The sequence below is a fragment of the Pseudomonas sp. GM78 genome (genome assembly GCF_000282475.1).
GTDB lineage: Bacteria > Pseudomonadota > Gammaproteobacteria > Pseudomonadales > Pseudomonadaceae > Aquipseudomonas.
Genome location: NZ_AKJF01000066.1, coordinates 1 through 17,554 on the forward strand (window position 1 = coordinate 1; position 17,554 = coordinate 17,554).

The window sequence follows — 17,554 nt, forward strand, 5'->3', positions numbered from 1 at the left end:
GCCAGCAAAATGGTAGGTGAGCTATTTATGTGCCACAGGTAGAGAAATATGGGGCACCGCGTCTGGGATCAAGTGGTGACTTTGAATGTGGGGTTCATGGAGCGCTTACTATCCTTCGAAGTGAATTGGCGCTACGAAATGCGCGTTGATTCGGTCAGTGAGGCCATGGCTCGCTACGACGAAACCTATCGGTTGATCGGCGCTTGGCTAGAAAGAACGGGTGCCAGCGGAGAGTTTGCAGTGTACAGAGGCTCACCGCTATTGAAACTGCCCGTGAGCTGTGGAACGTTTTTTCGATGGAAGTCTGATGATAATGCGTAGGTTCGATCTTTGATCACTTCACATCTTGGAAATTGCCCATAACTTGTGCTTATAAAGAGATCGGTGAAGTGGAGCAGTCCCGGACTCTGCATTGCGCATGGAATCCAGATAAGACTGAGTGACCTCTCGATATGAAAGGTCACACAGAAGATATTGCTTGGCTTCGCTATCAATGGAATTCTGGCCGACAGAGTTACATTGATAGCGACATAGGCAAGCCTGCGCTTATCTGTGCAGGCGAATCATGTGTTGATGCTACGAGGCTGCAATAGCCTTCAGGATCACTTTGATTCCGATCAGCATTGGCGTGCTTTGCTTCGCATCAGACTCGTCAATGATCTTAAACCCAAGCTCCTCATAAAATAAGACGGCATTGGGGGCAGCATCCAAGTAGATCCCCTTGATCGGGATTTCCTGGTGAACCCGAGCCGCTTGCTTGAACGCTTCCATCAGGAGTTTTTGGCCTATGCCCCAACCCTGATACTTCCCGTCAACCCCGATCATCACCAACCGTATAACGGGGATACGCAAAGGCAGATTGGTGTCATCAATGCCGTTCTGAGCCAGTGCCCTTTCGATATCAGACACGGTCAGTGTGCAGAACCCTACGACTTCCAAAGCAGGGTTGATGGCACCAATGGCACTGACGTTCTCGTGTTTCAGAGCACGCTTGAGGCTGCTCTTATAGTACGAATCGATTACGCTAACCCCGCAACTAAATGTTTTGAGGTACTTGTATTTGTCGCAATTGACAAGCAGGTTGCGGTCAATTTCACATGTTGGCGTCTCTTCGGTTTTCATGTTTCCCTCTCATTAGTCTAAGCAGCGCTTCTGAAGGCGCAGCGGTTTCATCCTCTAGGAGGATCTTTTGTATACGAGCAAATGCTCGTTCTGAAGCTTCAATTCTTTTGTGGCTTTCTATAACTGCTTCTGCTTTTTCAAAGGCTGATGCAATTATAAAAGACGTCATGTCTAATCCTTGAAGTGTTGCGGCTCTTTTTATAAGTTCCTTGGCGAAGTCAGTTGTTTTAATTTCAAGTCGTGCGCTTTTCGTAGATTTAAGTGTTTCTTCTAAAGTAGTCATTTGGTTAGCACCGTTGGTTTTCTTGCAGGTTTATTTCCTTTTAATTTTAGTTGATTCTCACTTTCTATTTATGGCCCGGTTGGGCCTTTTGATCGCCATGCATACCCCTCTCATTGATGTGGAATCTATTTCTCGTGCGTTCGTTTGATCTTAGTTTCTTGCTATCTGTACGGATGGTACCCGTACGCAAGGTGGCTTGTCAAGCGCCGTACGGGTATCGTCCGTACGGCGCGCGATTCAGATCGTGTCGATCAACTTCCGCCCAACCCACTCCGCCACCTGCGTAACAATGGCGTTTCAGGCAGCGAAAGCCTCCGCAAGGTTGGCCGCATCCAGTCCCAGGCAAAACCCATCATCTTCAGACGCTCGCCGCCGTTCAGCCATCTGATCCATCCGTGCAGGTGAGCGACGAATTGGTAGAGCCCATAGTGATATGAGATCCGGCTTTGTTTGCCAATAGATTATTGGCAGCCCAGGCATCCGCAGGGCGTGGCCACTGGATCGAGCGAGACGCTGGAGGTATTGCGTCCACTGGCGCGGCGTCAGCCAGGAACTCGAAGGGGGGCATTCGTCGATAACCTGCGACCAGGAGTACTCGGCGACGTTGCTGGGGGACTCCGAAATATTGAGCATTAAGAACTCGCCAGAATCCCACATACCCGCAGTCCGCAAGGGCCCGGATGACTGTTTCAAAGTCACGGCTATCGTTGACAGCGAGCAGGTTAACGACGTTCTCAAGGACCACCCAGCGAGGTTGAATTTCTTTGAGGATTCGTATGACTTCCCAGAACAGGCCGCTGCGTGCGCCGCGCAGCCCGCGGGTATCAATCCCCATGATTGGAGCAACCGTCCTCACGGATTCGTTGCTACCTGTAGCTGCCAGCGAAATTGGCAGCGCTCAACCAAGAATGGTATACGACGCAATTTGCGGTCAAAGGGAGAGCAATTCACCTGTCCCAACGACCTCCAATGCTCTCAATCATTTGGCCTTCCACCGAAAAAAGATGGGACCACACGGCCGATTTCCGCGAATACGGCCAATCATGAACTGAGGTATTTAAGTTTCGTATTCAACGAGCTTGAACGTCTAGGGGAGTGGTCCGGAGGTAACCCGCTTTCCAATGTAAGGGGCTTGAAGTTTGACCAGACTGAGATGGCGTATCTCGCTACCGAACAGATTTTTCCATTGCTGGCCAAACTCGATCATTGCCTGTCGGACGTGGTGGTTGTTGCTCGGGTTTGTTTGGCCACAGGTGCCCGGCGGGCGGAAGCGGCAGGTCTTACCCCCAGCCAGGTTCGTGATGGATGTATATGTTTCGCACGCACGAAGTCAGCCAAAAATCGAACTGTGCCTATATTGCCTGGGCTTGAGGAGCGTTTGAATGGAGCCCTGCCGTTCAAGTCTGACTACAAAACGACGTGGAAATTTTTTGCCCGGGCAATTGCCGAGTTGGAGTTGAAGTTGCCGAAGGGGCAGATGACCCATGTTCTGCGCCATACGTTCGCGACCCATTACATGATGAACGGTGGCGATATCCTGACTCTACAGCGAGTGTTAGGCCATGCATCCCTGGAAATGACGATGCGTTACGCTCATTTCAGCCCTGGGCACCTTGCCGAAGTCGTTTATCTGAACCCTATCGCTGAAGAGTGTGGACATTTTGTGGTCGTGAAGCCTGAAGAAAACCAGCAGCCGGTTGTGTGAGAATCGCTGAAGCCCTTTATTTATAAGGGCTTCAACGTGATTCAATCGACGTTGCTGTCTACACCCTGAAGTGACTCACCATCATCTGCAACTGATTCCCCAACCGCGCCAGTTCAACACTGGATTTAGCGGTCTCATCGCTGGCCGCAGCGGTCTGTTCCGATACATCACGCACGTTGATGATGCTGCGGCTGATCTCTTCGGCCACCGCGCTTTGCTGTTCGGCAGCGGCCGCGATTTGCTGGTTCATCGACTGGATGTTGGACACCGTGCGGGTGATGTTTTCCAGTGAGGCGCCGGCCTTGCGGGTCAGGGCCACGCTGCTGTCGGTCAGGGTGCGGCTGTTGTTCATCACAGTCGCCACTTGCTGGGTGCCGTTTTGCAGGGCGGCCACCAGGCCTTCGATTTCCTCGGTGGATTTCTGTGTGCGTTGGGCCAGGCCCCGCACTTCGTCGGCCACCACGGCAAAACCGCGGCCGGCTTCCCCGGCGCGTGCCGCTTCAATGGCAGCGTTGAGTGCCAGCAGGTTGGTCTGTTCGGCTACGGCCTTGATCACGTCCATGACGCTGCCGATCTTGTCGCTTTCCTGTTGCAGCAGGCCCATGGCTTCGGTGGAGCGCGCCACCTCGGTGGCCAGGCGTTCGATCTGGGTGATGGCTTCACCGACCACCTTGTCGCCTTCACGTGCTTCACCATCCGCCGCGGCGGCGGCCTGGGAGGCTTGTTCGGCATTGCGCGCGACTTCCTGCACAGTGGCGGTCATCTCGTGCATGGCGGTGGCGACCTGGTCAGTCTCGACTTTCTGGCTGTTGACCCCGGCACTGGTCTGCTCGGTCACGGCCGACAGTTCTTCGGCCGCGCTGGCGATCTGGGTGACGCCGTCGCGGATACCGCTGATCAGGTCGCGCAGGGTCACGCCCATGCGCGCAATGCCTTGTTGCAATACACCCAGCTCATCGCGGCGTGTCACCTGGACGTCCTGGGACAGGTCGCCGCTGGCGATGCGATCGACCACGGCCAGGGTCTCGCGCAAGGGACCGGTGATCTGCCGGGTAATGAGGACGGCGGCAATAATGCCCACCAATAATGCCAGCAGGGTGCTGATCAGTTGCAGGGTACGCGCCTGGGCGCTTTCGGCGTCACGACGGTCGAGCTGGATCTGATACAGCTGCTCGCTCAGGCTCACGATGGCCGCGCCCTGGTCGGTCATTTCCTTGCGCGCCTGCACGGCATCGCTGTTCGCGGCTTTGTAGGCCTGCAAGGCGCTGCGGTAGTTGCCCAACGCGGTCTCCAGTTGACGCAGGGCGTCGGGCTGGATGTCGGTGAGGTGGACATTGAGCTGTTTCAGGCTGGCTATGGCGGCGTCCAGTTGGGCGACGGCTTTTTGCTCGGTTTCGGCATTGGTGGTCGCGGTGTAGCCACGCACTTCGTAGCGGGCCAGCAAGAACGCTTGCTTGGCGGCGGTGATGGCCTGGAACTGTTCGAAGCGATGATCGCTCGGTGGCAGTTGTTGCACGCGGCTGTTCAGATCGTCGATCAGCGTGCTGGCCGTTTCGGCGTTGGCGCCCATGACGTCGCGGGCGCTGTTGCCGGTGCGGTAGGCGCCACGCATCTTGGCCAGGGACGTCTTGTAGGCGTCGATGACGGTGCCTTGCTCTTTGAGCAGCTTGAGGTTTTCCGGGCTCTTGAACTTGGCCAGCAAGGCTTGTTGCTGATCGGAAAAGGCCTGCAGCGTGGTCTGGACATTCTGCGCGGTGGCTTCGTCGCCGTTGGTCAGCATGTACTGCAGGCGCACCACGCGCAGCTTGGTCAGGCCGGCGTTGAGCTGGGTGATGTCGCTCATCCAGTTGCTGCGGTCGATCAGACTGCCCAGGCTGGTCCAGCCGGTCAGGGCGAGGATGCAGGTCAGGGCCAGGACCAGGCCGAAGCCCAAGCCCAGTTTCATGTTCACGCTGATGTTGCCGAACCAGCTATTCATCAAAATTCCTCCAGGAACGTGTGTTTCTTGATCGTCGGTTGGCTGGAAGATTGTTGTTTTTAGGCGCCAGCAAGGGTGGGTTGCAGGTTTGTATCGGCAGCAATCGCGAGAGCTGAAAGGTTTTTGTCGGACGAACCCTGTAACAAGTTTTTTGCCGCAGACTTAAGCTTTTTTTCACATCGGTTTCACTGGTAGCCGACGCCCACCTCCCTACCCTCACGGCATCTAATGAAGGGCTGCGAGGCGGCTTGATGTGGAACTGAGACTGAGTCTGTTCGGAATAAACCGCTCGATCGACCTGGGCCGTTTTGCCCGTTATCGCAATGTGTTCGTGGTGCTGGCCTCGACGCTGCTGGCGATCCCCTTGACGGTATTGCTGTTACGGCCCGCCGCCGTGCCGGACCTGGCCCATGGCAATGTGCAGGGCGCGCGGGCGCTGTTGGCGGGTTGGGCCAAGGGCGACATGATCGTGCTGGTGCGCCATGTCGAGCGTTGCGATCACTCCAGCGCGCCCTGCCTGAGTGGCAACGACGGCATTACCGATCGCTCGCGCAGCGTTGCGGTGGCCGTCGGTGCACGGTTCGAGCAGCTGGGGCTGGGTCGCGCCGACATCTACAACAGCCCGATGGTGCGTACGGCACAGACGAGCAGCTACATGTTCAACAAGGTCGGCACCGGCGACGACTGGCTGATCAACTGCAAAGGCACGATGTTGCGCGACGCCCTGGTGCACAAGGTTGCCGGGCGCAACCTGATCCTGGTGACGCACAGCGAATGCATGGCGCAATTGCAAAAGGATCTCAAGTTGCCGACTTCGACCCTTGGCTATGGCTCCGCGCTTTTCGTCACCGCCCAAGCGCAGCAAGCGCCACGCATCCTCGGTTTCATCGAAGCCTCGGACTGGCAATCGGTGACCACCGAATGAATTCACTCTCTGAATCAGGACGCACCATGCAGACGGCTTCCCGTTCCCGTTTTTACTGGCTGAACTTCGGTATCCCACTGGCCTGCGCGGTCGTGGTGTTCCTGATGTTCGACCTGACCCGGATCGACATCGCCTTCAACGATCTTTTTTTTGACCCGGTGACGCAGACGTTCCCGCTGGACCATGTGCACCTGTTCGAAAAAATCACCCATAAATGGGCGCGGATCATTCCGAACTGGACCGGCGAAATCGCCATCATCGGTGCCTTGCTGTCGTTTCTCTGGCCGCGTTTGAAGGTCGAAAAACACGCGAAAATCATCGCCTTCCTGGAGAAGATCAAAGTCGCGCCGGTACTGCGTTTTGCCACCAGGCATCGTCGGGATTTCCTCTACGTGGTGTTTGCGTTCTCCATCAGCACCGGCGTGATTCATTACCTCAAGGGCCATACCAGCGTGTATTGCCCGGTCGAGACGACCCAGTACGGCGGGAAGATCGAGCACAAGGAGTGGTACGAGAATTTCGACCTGTTGAAGGTCGCGGGTGATGGGCGCTGCTGGCCAGGCGGGCATGCCTCCGGCGGTTTCACCATGCTCGCGTTGTATTTTGTTGCACGCCGTTATCGCTGGCGCTATTCCAAGGCGCTCATGTACGGCTCGCTGGCCCTGGGGTTCGTGTATGGCACGACGCGGGTGGTGCAGGGCTGGCACTACATGTCCCACACCTTCTGGGCCGGGATCTTCGTGTGGCTGGCCTGTTTGCTGACGGCGCTGGCGTTTTATGGGCGAGCGCGGTTGGAGATGCCGGTGCTGCGCAAGGCTGAAAAACCGGCATTGGTGGCTCAACCTGTCGGACTTGCTCCTGCGGATCAATAGTATCCAGTGCCCGGTTCACAGCCAGCTCCGCCAGGGATTTTGCCCAGGGGTCTGTCCCGGGGCAGGACTTTTCGCCAGACAAAAAAAAGCCCGCGGGAGGGCGGGCAAACCGTAGTTTCTTGAATGAGCGAGACAAATGTACAGCGAGTGGCCTGAACGCGGGGTGAAGAAAAGTTCATGTCGTTCCCGAGGCGCACTCCACCGCGCCTAAGGCAGATGATCCGCTGCAAAATCCGCTTCCGAGCGCGCGTGCAATTTTCCCTTGCGACACGCTTGCTGGAAGTGTTCGAAGTCGCGCTCGTTCTGTTTGGCGTAGCCTTGGGCATACTGATAGAGGGCATCGGCCAGTGCCTGGCTCTTGCCGATGTAGCCGCTGATGTACGCGGCGTGTCCTGAAGACTTGGCGTGCGCGCGGGCCAGGGCGCGGCCACAAATCCGTGCGTAGGCTGCGAACGCTTCCCCGTCGAAGGTCTCGAGTTCGGCCGAGATCTTCATATCGCGCAACTGCCGCACATGGAAGTGACGCCCGCTGGGGCCGGTGGTCCAACCAAGGAACAAATCGCTGGCTGATTGCATCAGGCGTTGGCCGTCAACCACGCGCTGCCCCTCATGCCGGGCCCGTGACTTGGTCTTCACGAAGCCGGCGAGCACTGAGCGTCGTGCTTCCTTGAATTGCAGGAACAACGGGAATTCCTGCTCGTCGGTCAGCAGCGCCACCAGGCAACGCTTACCGACGCTGCCGACACCCGCCACCTTGAACGCCATGTCCTGCACCTCAAAGCGCGACAGCAGCTCGCGACGGTCGGTTTGCAGCGTGCCTCGGTAGTCGCGCAGGAAGGTGTCATACAGCGGTCGCCAGTCCGAAAGGCGCAGCCAGTCATCGTCGGCATCCAGCAAGGTGGTGTGGTTGTGCAGGTGGAAAATTTCCGGCAGGTCGTCGCGAATGATCAGGCGGCCCTGTTTGTCGCGCTCGCTGATTTTCGGCAGCAGCTGCGCATGGGTACGACGTTCGGCTTTCTCCATTGCCCGTTGCACATGCTCCAGGTTTTTTTTGCTCGCCTGTGCACGTAAGTCGTCATAAGTGATGGACTCATACCAGGTGTCCATCGCGCTTTGTTCGGCGCATTCGAGCATCGTTTGCTGATAAGCGTCCACCAGTTGGTGGCAGACCGTATCTTCCACCGAGCTGCCATGGCGCAAGTCACGGGTGGCCACCAGGAAACTGGCCACCAGCCGTTTCAAGTCCCATTCCCAGGGACCGGGATGCACCTCGTCGAAATCGTTGACGCTGAACAGCAGATTGCGCTCGGGGGTGGCAAAGCCGCCAAAATTCATCAGGTGACAGTCGCCACAGATCGGCGCAACCAACCCCATGCCCGGGGTCCCCGCCAGGTCGTGCGCCTGCAGCAACGCATTGCCGCGAAAGAAGCTGAAAGGCGATTCCAGCATGCGCCCATACCGCAATTCGACCAGCGATCGGATGCGACCCTCACTCGACGCCTTGATCAGCGGAACAGGATCGCGCCTGGCTTTGCCCATTGAAGCTTGCTGATTGCGCGGACACTTCTTGCGGGCTTCCTTGCCTTGCTTGAGGCGATCTTTGAGTGCAGTCATGTGGACTCTTTCGGTGGGGGCGGGAGAAGGTGTGCGATTGAGTGTAGAAGGGGTTTGGGGGCGAAGCCGGTGTTACACCCATCATCCTCAATACTCCGTCACCTTCTGCCGGCGCAAGATCCACCCCGCCTCCCCAGGCATCAACCGGTATTGGATCTCGCGCATCTTCCCGGTCCGACCCGCCGAGGCGTCCGCGCTGTCATACAGCACAAACCGCTGCACCAATGTGTTTTCCACCACGGCAAACTCGTCCTCGCCCCGGTACCCCTCGGCGATCTTCGGATCTTCGCTGACCGGAGGCAGATAGATCGCGCTGAGGGATTTTTTCCGGTTGGCGGAGTAGGCAACAAGTTCGCCGGGCAATCCGAGCCCTGGTGACCTGACGAACACGTAGATTTCCGGTGAGCCGTCCCGATCAATGTCTGCAACTTCTGCCCTGGAGATGTCGCTGGCCAAGGGATGAGTCATGGCTGAATTATCTATTTCCAGCCCTTGGGGATCGATGCGCATTACCCGGCTGCCATCGACTGACGCTTGCGTCACATGAAAAGTAATTCCCTGCAGTTCGAGCGTCTGGTCGAAAGGCTGCGTGCCATTACCGGCATAGGTATCAACGCCGTTGTTGAAAGAGACATGCTCGACCTTAGGGGCGACTGCGCTGGCGGCCTGTGCCGGCAGGGCGACCATCGCCGTCAGCAGGGCCAGAATCCGGATGTTCATGTTCTGCGTCCTGAATGCCTCGCTTCAGTGGAGGGATGAGCATAGTTGCGCTTGCCAGTTCGCACCGCTCACGACCGTCCAGTGGCCTATTCTTTGATTCTGGCCAGCATTGAAAGGGGGGGCAGACCCCATGAACGATTTGCTGAAAAAAGTACTCGACGCCCATGGCGGCCTGGAGCGCTGGAACAGGTTCACCACGCTCAACGCCACCATCGTCACGGGCGGGGAATTATGGGCAATCAAGGGCGTGGTGCAAGACACGATGTCCCGTGAGATGACCGTCAGCCTGCACCAGCAAAGCGCCAGCGTGACGCCGTTCGGCAACCCGCACTGGCGCACGGTATTCCGCGGCGACTACATCGCCATCGAAACCACCGATGGCGAAATCGTGCGCGAGCGAGCGAACCCACGAGAATCATTCGCCGGGCATGTCATGGATACCCCCTGGGACCCGTTGCACCGCGCGTACTTCAGCGGATACGCCATGTGGACCTATCTGACGACGCCGTTTTTCATGGCGATGCCGGGGTTCAGCGTCACTGAAATCACTCCTTGGCAGGAAGGCCCCGAGGCGTGGCGCGGTCTGCGGGTCGAGTTCCCGGAACACATCGCCAGCCACAGCCGGTTGCAGGATTTTTACTTCGGTGACGACGGCCTGTTGCGTCGACACGACTATCACGTCGACGTGGCCGGCGGCTTTGCAGCTGCCCAGTACGTGAGCGAGTACGTTGAAGCCCAGGGCTTTCGTTTTCCTTCCCGGCGTAGAGCCTACCTGCGGGGCGAGGATCGGCATCCGGTGCGGGAGAGGGTGATGGTGTCGATTGACTTGAGCGAGTTTCGTTTGAGTTGAGGGGTAGAGCGCGGGATTTGGGCGTGATCCCTAATCTTGTTGCATAGTGTCCAACGTCACCGTGTGCTTGAAATGATGCTCCCAAAGCCTCACCCCCAATGCTCCCGTGCGATCCAGCGATGACCCCACCGTCAGATCCGTGATCAGCGTCGGTTGCAACCCCGCATCGAATAGCGCGAACCCGGCCGCCAGGCAGCAGGTTTCGGTTTGCAGGCCGCACACCAGTACCCGCTCCACTTTCAGGCTTAGCAAATACTCGATGGTTTCCGGCGACGGTGCGTAGCCGTGCTTGATGAAGATGCGGTCGGCCTCGATCAGGCTGTCGTCGTCTGGAGCAGGGTGCCAGCCGAGTTGTTTCTGGAAGGGCGTTCTGGATTCATCGTGGCGTTCGACGGTGGCGACGCTTGGCAGGGTGCCGAGCAATGGGCGGATGCCGTCGATGAGCCATTGGGGTGGGGTGAAGCTGGGTTGCACGTCGATGATCAGGAGGGCTTGGCGCATGGGCTTCTCCGAGGGGGGGGGGCGTTGCGACGGTAGCTGATGTGGCCGCGGGTGTTTTGCGGTGGTCTGGCTGGCCCCTTCGCGGGCAAGCCCGCTCCTAGAGAGAGCGCGTGAGCTTTAAATTATCGAACTCCAGATGCAACAAAACCCGCGCTGGGCGGGTTTTGTCTTGCTTCGTATTTGGTGGAGCCGGGGGGATTTGAACCCCCGTCCGCCAGTACTCCGCTGTCGGTACTACATGCGTAGCCGTGTCTATTAAGTTAACCCTCAGCGACCCGACGGGCAGGGTGCTTTGGGCGAGTTGTGTAAGTTTTAGCCGCTTCGTCCACAACGTACTGCACGGCGATTCTGTTCTATATGACAATCACTTTGGGTTTACAGACATCCCCTGGTGATTGCTGGACCCGAAGGTACCAGAAGCTCAGGGCTAAGGCTGCTTACGCAGCGAGAGCGAATTCCTGGCCGTAGTTATCGTCATTGGCAACTATAAGTAGTTGCAACAGTGGATTTACGAGTTCTGTTACCAACTCGGCATGCACCTAAAGTTTCGCAACCGGCGTCGAATCCTAAACGGCCCCGAACTCATTGCCCGAAAACCTCGTTGAGCAACAAGCCAGTACAGTGTACGCCAATGAGGCGCGGAAGGCCAACCCGAAGGTTGGCCTTGCCTGTGTTCACTTTTTGGTAGGGCTGCGCTGCTGAATTTTCTCTAGCATCTGACCGGAGATCTCGATGCAGTCCTTGTCGTTACCGGATGCCTGAGCCTTTTTCGCATCGGCCAGCGCGGTTTTCGCGTTATCCATGGAGTTCTCGGATACGGCGGGTGCGGTGGTGATTGCGTCGTCCAGTTTTTGAACTTGTGCGTCACAAAGATCCTTGTCTGCCGCGAATACAGGCGATGCCAGCAGTGCCGCAGTGATAAACAATCCAGCCATTGCAGAGTGCTTCATGGGTATCTCCTTGCGCATGAGGGCTCGGTGCTGCCGGTCGATGGGGCTGCTGGCCGAGGGGGTTATAAGCCTTTTCACAGGGCTTAGCTAAATGACTATAGCTGCGCGCAGGAATTCGGTTTTCTTTTGCTGGAAGTGGGTAAGAATGCAAAAAGGGGCGAAAACACCCCTTTTCATTGCGTCATCCTCAAGCCGGGCGTGCTTGCGTCACGCGGTCTACCAGGTAGACCAGCCCGTGATAATCGATCCCGCCATGCTGGCTCAAGCCGATCTCACAGGTGCGGCTGGTGGAAATGCCTTCGCTGCAATACTGCACCGCATCCTTCAAGGTGCGCAGGGAATGTGCGTTCAGCTCGGGGGTGGTGAAGCCCTTGTCACCGGCAAACCCGCAGCAGTGAATGCCCTCGGGGATGACCACATTTTTGCTGCATTTGCGCGCCAGATCGATAAGCGCCTGGCTTTCGCCCAGGTGCTGGGTGCTGCAGGTGACATGCACCGCGATGGGCGCTTCCTGCGGGGTGAAGTCCAGTCGATCCATCAAGTGTGTGCGAATGAAACGTACCGGGTCGTACAGGTCCAGGCGCACATCGCCCAGGTCCTGGGTCAGGCGCAACGTGCAGGGGCTGGTGTCGCAATAGATCGGGTCGAGCCCGCCACGGCTGGCGTGGAGCAGGGCGCCGATCAACTCCTGGCGCTTGTGTTCGGCTTGTTCGGCATAACCCTTGGAAGCGAACGGCTGGCCGCAGCAGAGGTTGTCCAGGTTGTCGGGGAAGACCACCTGATAACCGGCTTTTTCCAGAAGGCCGCGGGTTTTGTCGTACAGCGACATTTGTTCCTTGTCGCCCGCCGCCGGGCCCATGGCCCGTGAAACGCAGGCTGCCAGGTACACCACGCGCGGTCGTTCGTCGGTCACCGATGGGCTGAAGCGAATGGCTTTTTCCGGCTGCGGCATGGCGTTGGTCCATTGCGGGACCTGGCCTTTGGACAAGCGGGTCAGAGTTGCCGATAACTTTGCCAGGCGCGGCGCACCCAGCAACATCCGCGCACCGTTGGCCACGTGCAGGGTGAAACGAGCACCTTGCAGCGCCGTGGCGAAATTGCCTTCAAGCCAGGTGGCTGTTTTCCTATGGGTGGCGTGCAGCCCACGAAGCTTTTTCACCAGCTCGCCGGTGTTGATTCCTACAGGGCAACGTTGCGCACAAAGACCCGTGGCGGCACAGGTATCGATGCCCTGGTACTCATAGGCCGCCTCGAGTTCACGGGTATCGATCCCGGCGCGTTTCTTCGCCTGGATGTCTCGCCAGATCACGATGCGCTGGCGCGGGCTCAAGGTCAGGCCTTTGGAAGGGCAGACCGGTTCGCAGAAGCCGCATTCGATGCACTTATCCACAATCTCGTCGGCGGCCGGCAGCGGTTTCAGGTGCTTGAGGTGGATCTGTGGGTCTTCGCTGAGCACCACGTCCGGATTGAGAATGCCGTTGGGGTCGAGCAGGCGCTTGAGCTGCCACATCAACTGGTAGGCGTCGCTGCCCCATTCCAGTTCGACGAAGGGTGCCATGTTGCGCCCGGTGCCGTGCTCGGCCTTGAGCGAGCCGCCGAACTCGACCGCCACCAGTTGCGCCACGTCGTCCATGAACGCCTGGTAGCGTGCGACTTCTTGCGGGTTGTTGAAGCCTTGGGTGAAGACGAAGTGGAGATTGCCTTCCAGTGCATGCCCGAAAAGGATCGCTTCGTCGTAGTGATGTTTGTCGAACAGCTCGATCAGCCGGTTCACACCGATGGCCAGTTGTTCCACCGGGAAGGTCACGTCCTCGATGATCACCGTGGTTCCGGTTTTACGCACCGCGCCGACGGCGGGGAAGGTGTCCTTGCGGATCGCCCAGAGCCGGGCGTTTTCCAGCGGGACTTCGGTGAAATCGACTTGTTTCTCTACCGGGAACGCGGACAGTGACGCCATGATCTGCGCCAGTTGTTCGTGCAACAAAGAGGTGGATGCCGCGCGGGATTCGATCAGCAGGGCGCAGGCATTGTTCGACAGGTGTTGTACGAAAGCGGGCATGCCGGGCTTGTTCTGCACCGAGCGCAGGCTGCGGCGGTCCAGCAGTTCTACCGCTGACACCGGTTGGCTTTTGAGCACGGTGACGGCGTTGCAGCAGGTTTCCACGTCCGGGAATACGATCAGTGCCGAGGCCTTGTTCGGGTGATCGATCACCGTGTCGTAGGTCACCGCGCTGATGAAGCCCAGAGTGCCTTCGGAGCCCACCAGCAAGTGGCTCAAGATATCCACAGGCTCGTCGTAATCCACCAGGGCGTTGAGTGACAGGCCCGTGGTGTTTTTCAGTCGATACTTGTGGCGAATTTTCGCGGCCAGTTCGGCATTGGCGCGGGTCTCGCGGCCCAGGGTTGCAAGACGCTCCAGCAGGTCGCCATGACTGGCCCGAAACGCCGCGACACTGGCGGCGTCTTCGGTATCGAGACGGCTGCCGTCGGCCAGCACCAGACGGATGCCCGCCAGGGTGTGGTAGGTGTTTTGCGCCGTGCCGCAGCACATGCCGCTGGCATTGTTGGCGACGATGCCGCCGATTTTACAGGCGTTGATCGACGCTGGGTCCGGGCCGATCTTGCGCCCGAACGGTGCCAGCCAGGCGTTGGCCTGCGCGCCGATCACCCCCGGTTGCAGGCGGATTTGTGTGCCCTGGCCACGGATCTCGCGACCGTTCCAGTTATCCCCCAGCACGATCAGCACCGAATCGCTGATGGCTTGCCCGGACAGGCTGGTGCCGGCGGCGCGGAAGGTCACGGGAACCTGATCGCGCTGCGCCAGTTGCAGCAGCGCCACCACTTCATCTTCGGACTCGACGCGAATCACCAGTTGCGGAATCAGGCGATAGAAACTGGCATCGGTGCCGAAGGCCAGCGTCGACAGCGGATCGTCGAAACGCCGTTCCCGGGGAATCAGTTGCTGCGCATCGCGCAGGAAAGCGGCCGGTAGACTCATTGGTCCTCCAGGATCAACACCACCAGGTCTTTCGGGCCGTGGGCGCCGTAGGCCAGGACTTGTTCGATGTCAGCGGTTTTCGACGGGCCGGAAACCAGCAAGGCATTGGTCGGCATGCCCTGGGCCCATTCGAATTCCTGTTGTACCTGATAGAAGTTATCGCGGATTTCACTGGCCTTGAGCAGGGCGAAATGCACCGGCGGCGCCAGGCTCATGAGACGCGGTTCTTCCCGTGTCGGCCAGATGATCAGGCTGCCCGTGGCGGCGATGGCGCCAAGGGTGGTGGTCAGGCTCGCCGGTGTGTCGTTGAACAGTTCTGCTTTCCATTCTTCAACCGGGCGGTCGTAGGCCTTGAGCGCCGGCAGGCCGGGATTTTTCGCCCAGTGCTGCGTGACACGTTGCCCGTGCGGCGTAGTCGGGGCGATCAACAGGCTGGGCAACTGGCGATCTTGCAGCAGTGTTGCCAGCAAGGCCGGCCAGTGTTCACCGCAAGTCAGGTGGATTTCCGTGTGCACGGCTTCCATCAGTTTGCGCAGTTGCGGGATGCGTTGATCTGGCGCGTAGGTGTAGGGCTTCGTCACCAGCTCGACGTCGAAGTTGTCAGCCACCGGGGTGGTGCCTGTCAGGCTTTTGCGCAGCTTGGCGAGGATATTTTGCTTGGCGCTCATCAACGATCTCCCTGTTTGGCCAGATGCTCGCGGGCCATGTCATGCAGTGAGCGGGCGGCGGGTTTCGGCGCACTGTGGTTTTGCGTCCAGGGGCCGACATTGCTCGGTGTAAGGGCGCGCAGGCGGGTAGCGGCCAAGCCGAACAGGCGATACAGCGTCGGTGAACTGTTGAGTCTGGCCCAGGCGTTCCAGATGAACCGTTCCTTGCGCGAGTACTTGCTACCCTGGCCACGCATCACTTTATCCGGGCTGTCCGGCGCCTTGACGTTCTCTTCGCGCAAACGGCGCAGCAAAGCCGGGATCGGGATTTTTACCGGGCACACTTCACCGCAGGCACCGCACAACGAAGAGGCGCTCGGGTGGTCCGGGACTTTTGCCAGGCCAACCATGTGCGGGGTGATGATTTTGCCGATAGGGCCAGGGTAGACCTCGCCGTAGGCATGACCGCCGATTCGGGTGTAGACCGGGCAATGATTCATGCAGGCGCCGCAGCGGATGCAGTTCAGGGTCTGGCGCAATTCGCTGTCGGCAAACGCCTGGCTGCGACCATTATCGAGCAGAACCAGATGCACTTCCTGGGGGCCGTCGAGCTCATGCTCCTTGCGCGGGCCGGAGATCATGTTGACGTAGGTGGTGATCGGGATGCCCAAGGCCGAGCGGGTCAGCAACGACAGCAGCGGCACCACGTCGCGCAGGTTCTCCACGACTTTCTCGATGCCGGTGACAGCGATGTGCACCGGTGGCACAGTGGTCGTCATGCGGCCGTTGCCTTCGTTTTCCACCAGCAGCAGGGTGCCGGTTTCGGCCACGGCGAAGTTGACGCCGGAGACGCCGATGTCCGCTTCGAAGAATTTCTGCCGCAGGACCCTGCGACCGATCTGAATGAGTTGGTCAACGTCCTTGGTGTATTCCACACCCAGTTTGTCGTGGAACAAGGACGCGACCTGACCGGCATTCTTGTGGATCGCCGGCATGATTATATGTGAAGGCTTCTCGTGGTCGAGCTGGACGATGTACTCGCCCATGTCCGATTCCAGGCATTCAATGCCCTGTTCAGCGAGGACATGGTTCATCTCCATCTCTTCGCTGACCATCGATTTACCCTTGATCACTTGCCGCCCCTCGTGAGCGCGGATGATCGAGAGGACGATGCCATTGGCTTCGTCCACCGTTTCCGCCCAGTGCACTGTCACACCGTTGCGGGTCAGGTTCTGTTCAAGTTGCTCGAGCAACTCGGGCAACTTCGATAACGCACGGGCGCGGACAGCATTGCCCAGCGCTCGCAGATGTTCTCTTTCATGGGCATCGCTGAAAGCCGATGCCCGTTTGGTCATCAGTGAATCCATCGCCTTGCGAAAGTTGCCTCGCAATTGCGAATCACCCAAGGCTTCGTGAGCCCGGGTGCGGAAGTCTTCTTCTACGGCGACCGTAGGAATAATCTCGGCGGCACTCATTGGGCACCCCCGGTACGCTGCCAGAGAAAGCTGGCCAGGTGTTGACCGCGCAGCGCTTCCTTCTGTTTCTCCAGCGAGCCATTGATATTCATCAGGCAACCGCAGTCGGCACTGAGTACCTGGTGCGCGCCGGATTCCTTCAATGAGCGGGTCTTGTCAGCCACCATCGCACCGGAAATGTCTGGCATACGGACGCTGAAAGTCCCACCGAAGCCACAGCATTCGCTTTCGTGACTGTGCTCCACCCGTTCCACGTTGCCCAGTTGCGACAACAGCTCGCGGCCGTGCAGGTGGGTGTTCATTTCACGGCGTGCCGAACACGACGTGTGCAACGCTACCTTCACCGGCGTGCCGCTGTCCTTGAACTGCACCTTGCAGACAAACAGCAGAAACTCGGCCAGCTCATAGGTCCTGGCCGCCAGGGCCTGGACTTGTTGCAACGTGTCCGGCTCATCCTTGAACAAGTCGGCATAGTGTTCGCGCAACATGCCCGCGCAGGAACCCGAAGGCACCACCACCGGATAATCACCGGAGAACAGCGCCAGTTGCGAGCGCGCGACGGTCCTGGCCTGCTCGGTGTAGCCCGAGGTATAGGCCGGTTGACCGCAGCAGCTTTGCCCTTGCGGGTACTCGACACGAATGCCTTCGCGCTCCAGCAGGTGGATCGCGTCCATTCCGGCTTGCGGGTAGAACAGATCCACTACGCAGGTCCCGAACAGGTACACCCGTTGCGGTTTCTCGCTGGGGTATTGCCGAGGCTCGGGCAGTGGCGGGGCGACACGGGTCGCATTCGGCACAGCGTTGTAAAAAAGCTCGCTCATGAGGCGTTTCTCTCGGCGGGTTAGCCATCCGTCGAGGCTGCTGAATATAAAGAGAGATTCTTTCAGCAGCCTTACAGACCGGGTAGTGAACAG

16 protein-coding genes, 1 other RNA gene and 2 pseudogenes are annotated in these 17,554 nt (G+C 58.6%); 5 read left to right on the forward strand and 14 right to left on the reverse strand.

Annotation, left to right across the window (positions count from 1 at the left end; genetic code table 11):
• Positions 1 to 576: 576 nt before the first annotated feature.
• The 3 genes from PMI35_RS22250 to PMI35_RS33770 form a co-directional block, all read right to left on the reverse strand.
• Positions 577 to 1,122 carry a GNAT family N-acetyltransferase gene (locus PMI35_RS22250; RefSeq protein WP_008057358.1) on the reverse strand — a complete coding sequence of 182 codons (546 nt, stop codon included), beginning with the start codon at positions 1,120 to 1,122 and terminating at the stop codon, positions 577 to 579.
• The gene (locus PMI35_RS33765; protein ID WP_081504796.1) at positions 1,094 to 1,405 is read right to left on the reverse strand and encodes a type II toxin-antitoxin system TacA family antitoxin; all 312 of its coding nucleotides are present in this window, start codon (positions 1,403 to 1,405) and stop codon (positions 1,094 to 1,096) included. The genes PMI35_RS22250 and PMI35_RS33765 overlap by 29 nt, the downstream gene beginning before the upstream one ends.
• 376 nt (positions 1,406 to 1,781) lie before the next feature.
• Positions 1,782 to 2,240 (reverse strand): DNA cytosine methyltransferase, encoded by a 459-nt coding sequence (locus tag PMI35_RS33770; RefSeq protein ID WP_238543156.1) that lies wholly within the window; start codon positions 2,238 to 2,240, stop codon positions 1,782 to 1,784.
• 90 nt (positions 2,241 to 2,330) lie between these two features.
• Here PMI35_RS33770 and PMI35_RS35835 point away from each other — a divergent pair.
• Positions 2,331 to 2,531: pseudogene (locus tag PMI35_RS35835) on the forward strand (phage integrase); the annotation flags it as partial.
• A 6-nt stretch (positions 2,532 to 2,537) separates the two neighbouring features.
• On the forward strand, positions 2,538 to 3,110 hold the full coding sequence (locus PMI35_RS35235; RefSeq protein WP_238543157.1) for a tyrosine-type recombinase/integrase: 573 nt from the start codon (positions 2,538 to 2,540) through the stop codon (positions 3,108 to 3,110).
• A 58-nt stretch (positions 3,111 to 3,168) separates the two neighbouring features.
• Here PMI35_RS35235 and PMI35_RS35840 read toward each other — a convergent pair whose 3' ends face one another.
• Positions 3,169 to 4,032 carry a methyl-accepting chemotaxis protein gene (locus PMI35_RS35840; RefSeq protein WP_443217050.1) on the reverse strand — a complete coding sequence of 288 codons (864 nt, stop codon included), beginning with the start codon at positions 4,030 to 4,032 and terminating at the stop codon, positions 3,169 to 3,171.
• Positions 4,027 to 5,088, reverse strand: a pseudogene (locus PMI35_RS35845) (methyl-accepting chemotaxis protein); the annotation flags it as partial. The pseudogene PMI35_RS35845 and the gene PMI35_RS35840, both read right to left, overlap by 6 nt.
• A 253-nt stretch (positions 5,089 to 5,341) precedes the next feature.
• Here PMI35_RS35845 and PMI35_RS22240 point away from each other — a divergent pair.
• On the forward strand, positions 5,342 to 6,013 hold the full coding sequence (locus tag PMI35_RS22240) for a histidine phosphatase family protein (protein WP_008057368.1): 672 nt from the start codon (positions 5,342 to 5,344) through the stop codon (positions 6,011 to 6,013).
• Between the two features lie 26 nt (positions 6,014 to 6,039).
• The gene (locus PMI35_RS22235; protein ID WP_008057369.1) at positions 6,040 to 6,885 is read left to right on the forward strand and encodes a phosphatase PAP2 family protein; all 846 of its coding nucleotides are present in this window, start codon (positions 6,040 to 6,042) and stop codon (positions 6,883 to 6,885) included.
• A 207-nt stretch (positions 6,886 to 7,092) separates the two neighbouring features.
• Here the strand turns inward: PMI35_RS22235 and PMI35_RS22230 are convergent, their stop codons facing one another.
• Positions 7,093 to 8,499 carry a DUF2252 domain-containing protein gene (locus tag PMI35_RS22230; protein WP_008057370.1) on the reverse strand — a complete coding sequence of 469 codons (1,407 nt, stop codon included), beginning with the start codon at positions 8,497 to 8,499 and terminating at the stop codon, positions 7,093 to 7,095.
• Positions 8,500 to 8,586: 87 nt separating this feature from the next.
• Complete coding sequence (locus PMI35_RS22225; RefSeq protein ID WP_008057371.1) at positions 8,587 to 9,219, reverse strand: hypothetical protein; 633 nt, start codon at positions 9,217 to 9,219, stop codon at positions 8,587 to 8,589.
• Positions 9,220 to 9,349: 130 nt separating this feature from the next.
• Here PMI35_RS22225 and PMI35_RS22220 point away from each other — a divergent pair, with 130 nt between their 5' ends.
• Positions 9,350 to 10,069: a hypothetical protein gene (locus PMI35_RS22220; protein ID WP_008057373.1), complete on the forward strand. Its 720-nt coding sequence runs from the start codon at positions 9,350 to 9,352 to the stop codon at positions 10,067 to 10,069.
• A gap of 30 nt (positions 10,070 to 10,099) precedes the next feature.
• On the opposite strand, the gene PMI35_RS22215 is transcribed toward PMI35_RS22220, so the two are convergent.
• The 7 genes from PMI35_RS22215 to PMI35_RS22190 all read right to left on the reverse strand — a co-directional run bounded on the left by PMI35_RS22215 (position 10,100) and on the right by PMI35_RS22190 (position 17,461).
• Positions 10,100 to 10,570: an isochorismatase family protein gene (locus tag PMI35_RS22215; protein ID WP_008057374.1), complete on the reverse strand. Its 471-nt coding sequence runs from the start codon at positions 10,568 to 10,570 to the stop codon at positions 10,100 to 10,102.
• A 181-nt stretch (positions 10,571 to 10,751) separates the two neighbouring features.
• Positions 10,752 to 11,148, reverse strand: a transfer-messenger RNA (tmRNA) gene (ssrA, locus tag PMI35_RS33420).
• A gap of 96 nt (positions 11,149 to 11,244) precedes the next feature.
• Positions 11,245 to 11,520: a hypothetical protein gene (locus PMI35_RS22210; RefSeq protein ID WP_008057375.1), complete on the reverse strand. Its 276-nt coding sequence runs from the start codon at positions 11,518 to 11,520 to the stop codon at positions 11,245 to 11,247.
• A gap of 187 nt (positions 11,521 to 11,707) precedes the next feature.
• On the reverse strand, positions 11,708 to 14,518 hold the full coding sequence (locus PMI35_RS22205; RefSeq protein ID WP_008057376.1) for an FAD-binding and (Fe-S)-binding domain-containing protein: 2,811 nt from the start codon (positions 14,516 to 14,518) through the stop codon (positions 11,708 to 11,710).
• Positions 14,515 to 15,186: a LutC/YkgG family protein gene (locus PMI35_RS22200; RefSeq protein WP_008057377.1), complete on the reverse strand. Its 672-nt coding sequence runs from the start codon at positions 15,184 to 15,186 to the stop codon at positions 14,515 to 14,517. Before PMI35_RS22200 ends, PMI35_RS22205 begins: the two co-directional genes overlap by 4 nt.
• Complete coding sequence (locus tag PMI35_RS22195) at positions 15,186 to 16,640, reverse strand: LutB/LldF family L-lactate oxidation iron-sulfur protein (protein WP_008057378.1); 1,455 nt, start codon at positions 16,638 to 16,640, stop codon at positions 15,186 to 15,188. The genes PMI35_RS22200 and PMI35_RS22195 overlap by 1 nt, the downstream gene beginning before the upstream one ends.
• Positions 16,637 to 17,461: a (Fe-S)-binding protein gene (locus PMI35_RS22190; protein ID WP_008057379.1), complete on the reverse strand. Its 825-nt coding sequence runs from the start codon at positions 17,459 to 17,461 to the stop codon at positions 16,637 to 16,639. Before PMI35_RS22190 ends, PMI35_RS22195 begins: the two co-directional genes overlap by 4 nt.
• Between the last annotated feature and the right edge of the window lie 93 nt (positions 17,462 to 17,554).

Coding starts and splice junctions, on each gene's coding strand:
- PMI35_RS22250 (WP_008057358.1), bottom strand. CDS start 1,122: ATGAAAACCGAAGAGACGCCAACATGTGAAATTGACCGCAACCTGCTT.
- PMI35_RS33765 (WP_081504796.1), bottom strand. CDS start 1,405: ATGACTACTTTAGAAGAAACACTTAAATCTACGAAAAGCGCACGACTT.
- PMI35_RS33770 (WP_238543156.1), bottom strand. CDS start 2,240: ATGGGGATTGATACCCGCGGGCTGCGCGGCGCACGCAGCGGCCTGTTC.
- PMI35_RS35840 (WP_443217050.1), bottom strand. CDS start 4,032: ATGGGCGTGACCCTGCGCGACCTGATCAGCGGTATCCGCGACGGCGTC.
- PMI35_RS22235 (WP_008057369.1), top strand. CDS start 6,040: ATGCAGACGGCTTCCCGTTCCCGTTTTTACTGGCTGAACTTCGGTATC.
- PMI35_RS22230 (WP_008057370.1), bottom strand. CDS start 8,499: ATGACTGCACTCAAAGATCGCCTCAAGCAAGGCAAGGAAGCCCGCAAG.
- PMI35_RS22225 (WP_008057371.1), bottom strand. CDS start 9,219: ATGAACATCCGGATTCTGGCCCTGCTGACGGCGATGGTCGCCCTGCCG.
- PMI35_RS22220 (WP_008057373.1), top strand. CDS start 9,350: ATGAACGATTTGCTGAAAAAAGTACTCGACGCCCATGGCGGCCTGGAG.
- PMI35_RS22215 (WP_008057374.1), bottom strand. CDS start 10,570: ATGCGCCAAGCCCTCCTGATCATCGACGTGCAACCCAGCTTCACCCCA.
- PMI35_RS22210 (WP_008057375.1), bottom strand. CDS start 11,520: ATGAAGCACTCTGCAATGGCTGGATTGTTTATCACTGCGGCACTGCTG.
- PMI35_RS22205 (WP_008057376.1), bottom strand. CDS start 14,518: ATGAGTCTACCGGCCGCTTTCCTGCGCGATGCGCAGCAACTGATTCCC.
- PMI35_RS22200 (WP_008057377.1), bottom strand. CDS start 15,186: ATGAGCGCCAAGCAAAATATCCTCGCCAAGCTGCGCAAAAGCCTGACA.
- PMI35_RS22195 (WP_008057378.1), bottom strand. CDS start 16,640: ATGAGTGCCGCCGAGATTATTCCTACGGTCGCCGTAGAAGAAGACTTC.
- PMI35_RS22190 (WP_008057379.1), bottom strand. CDS start 17,461: ATGAGCGAGCTTTTTTACAACGCTGTGCCGAATGCGACCCGTGTCGCC.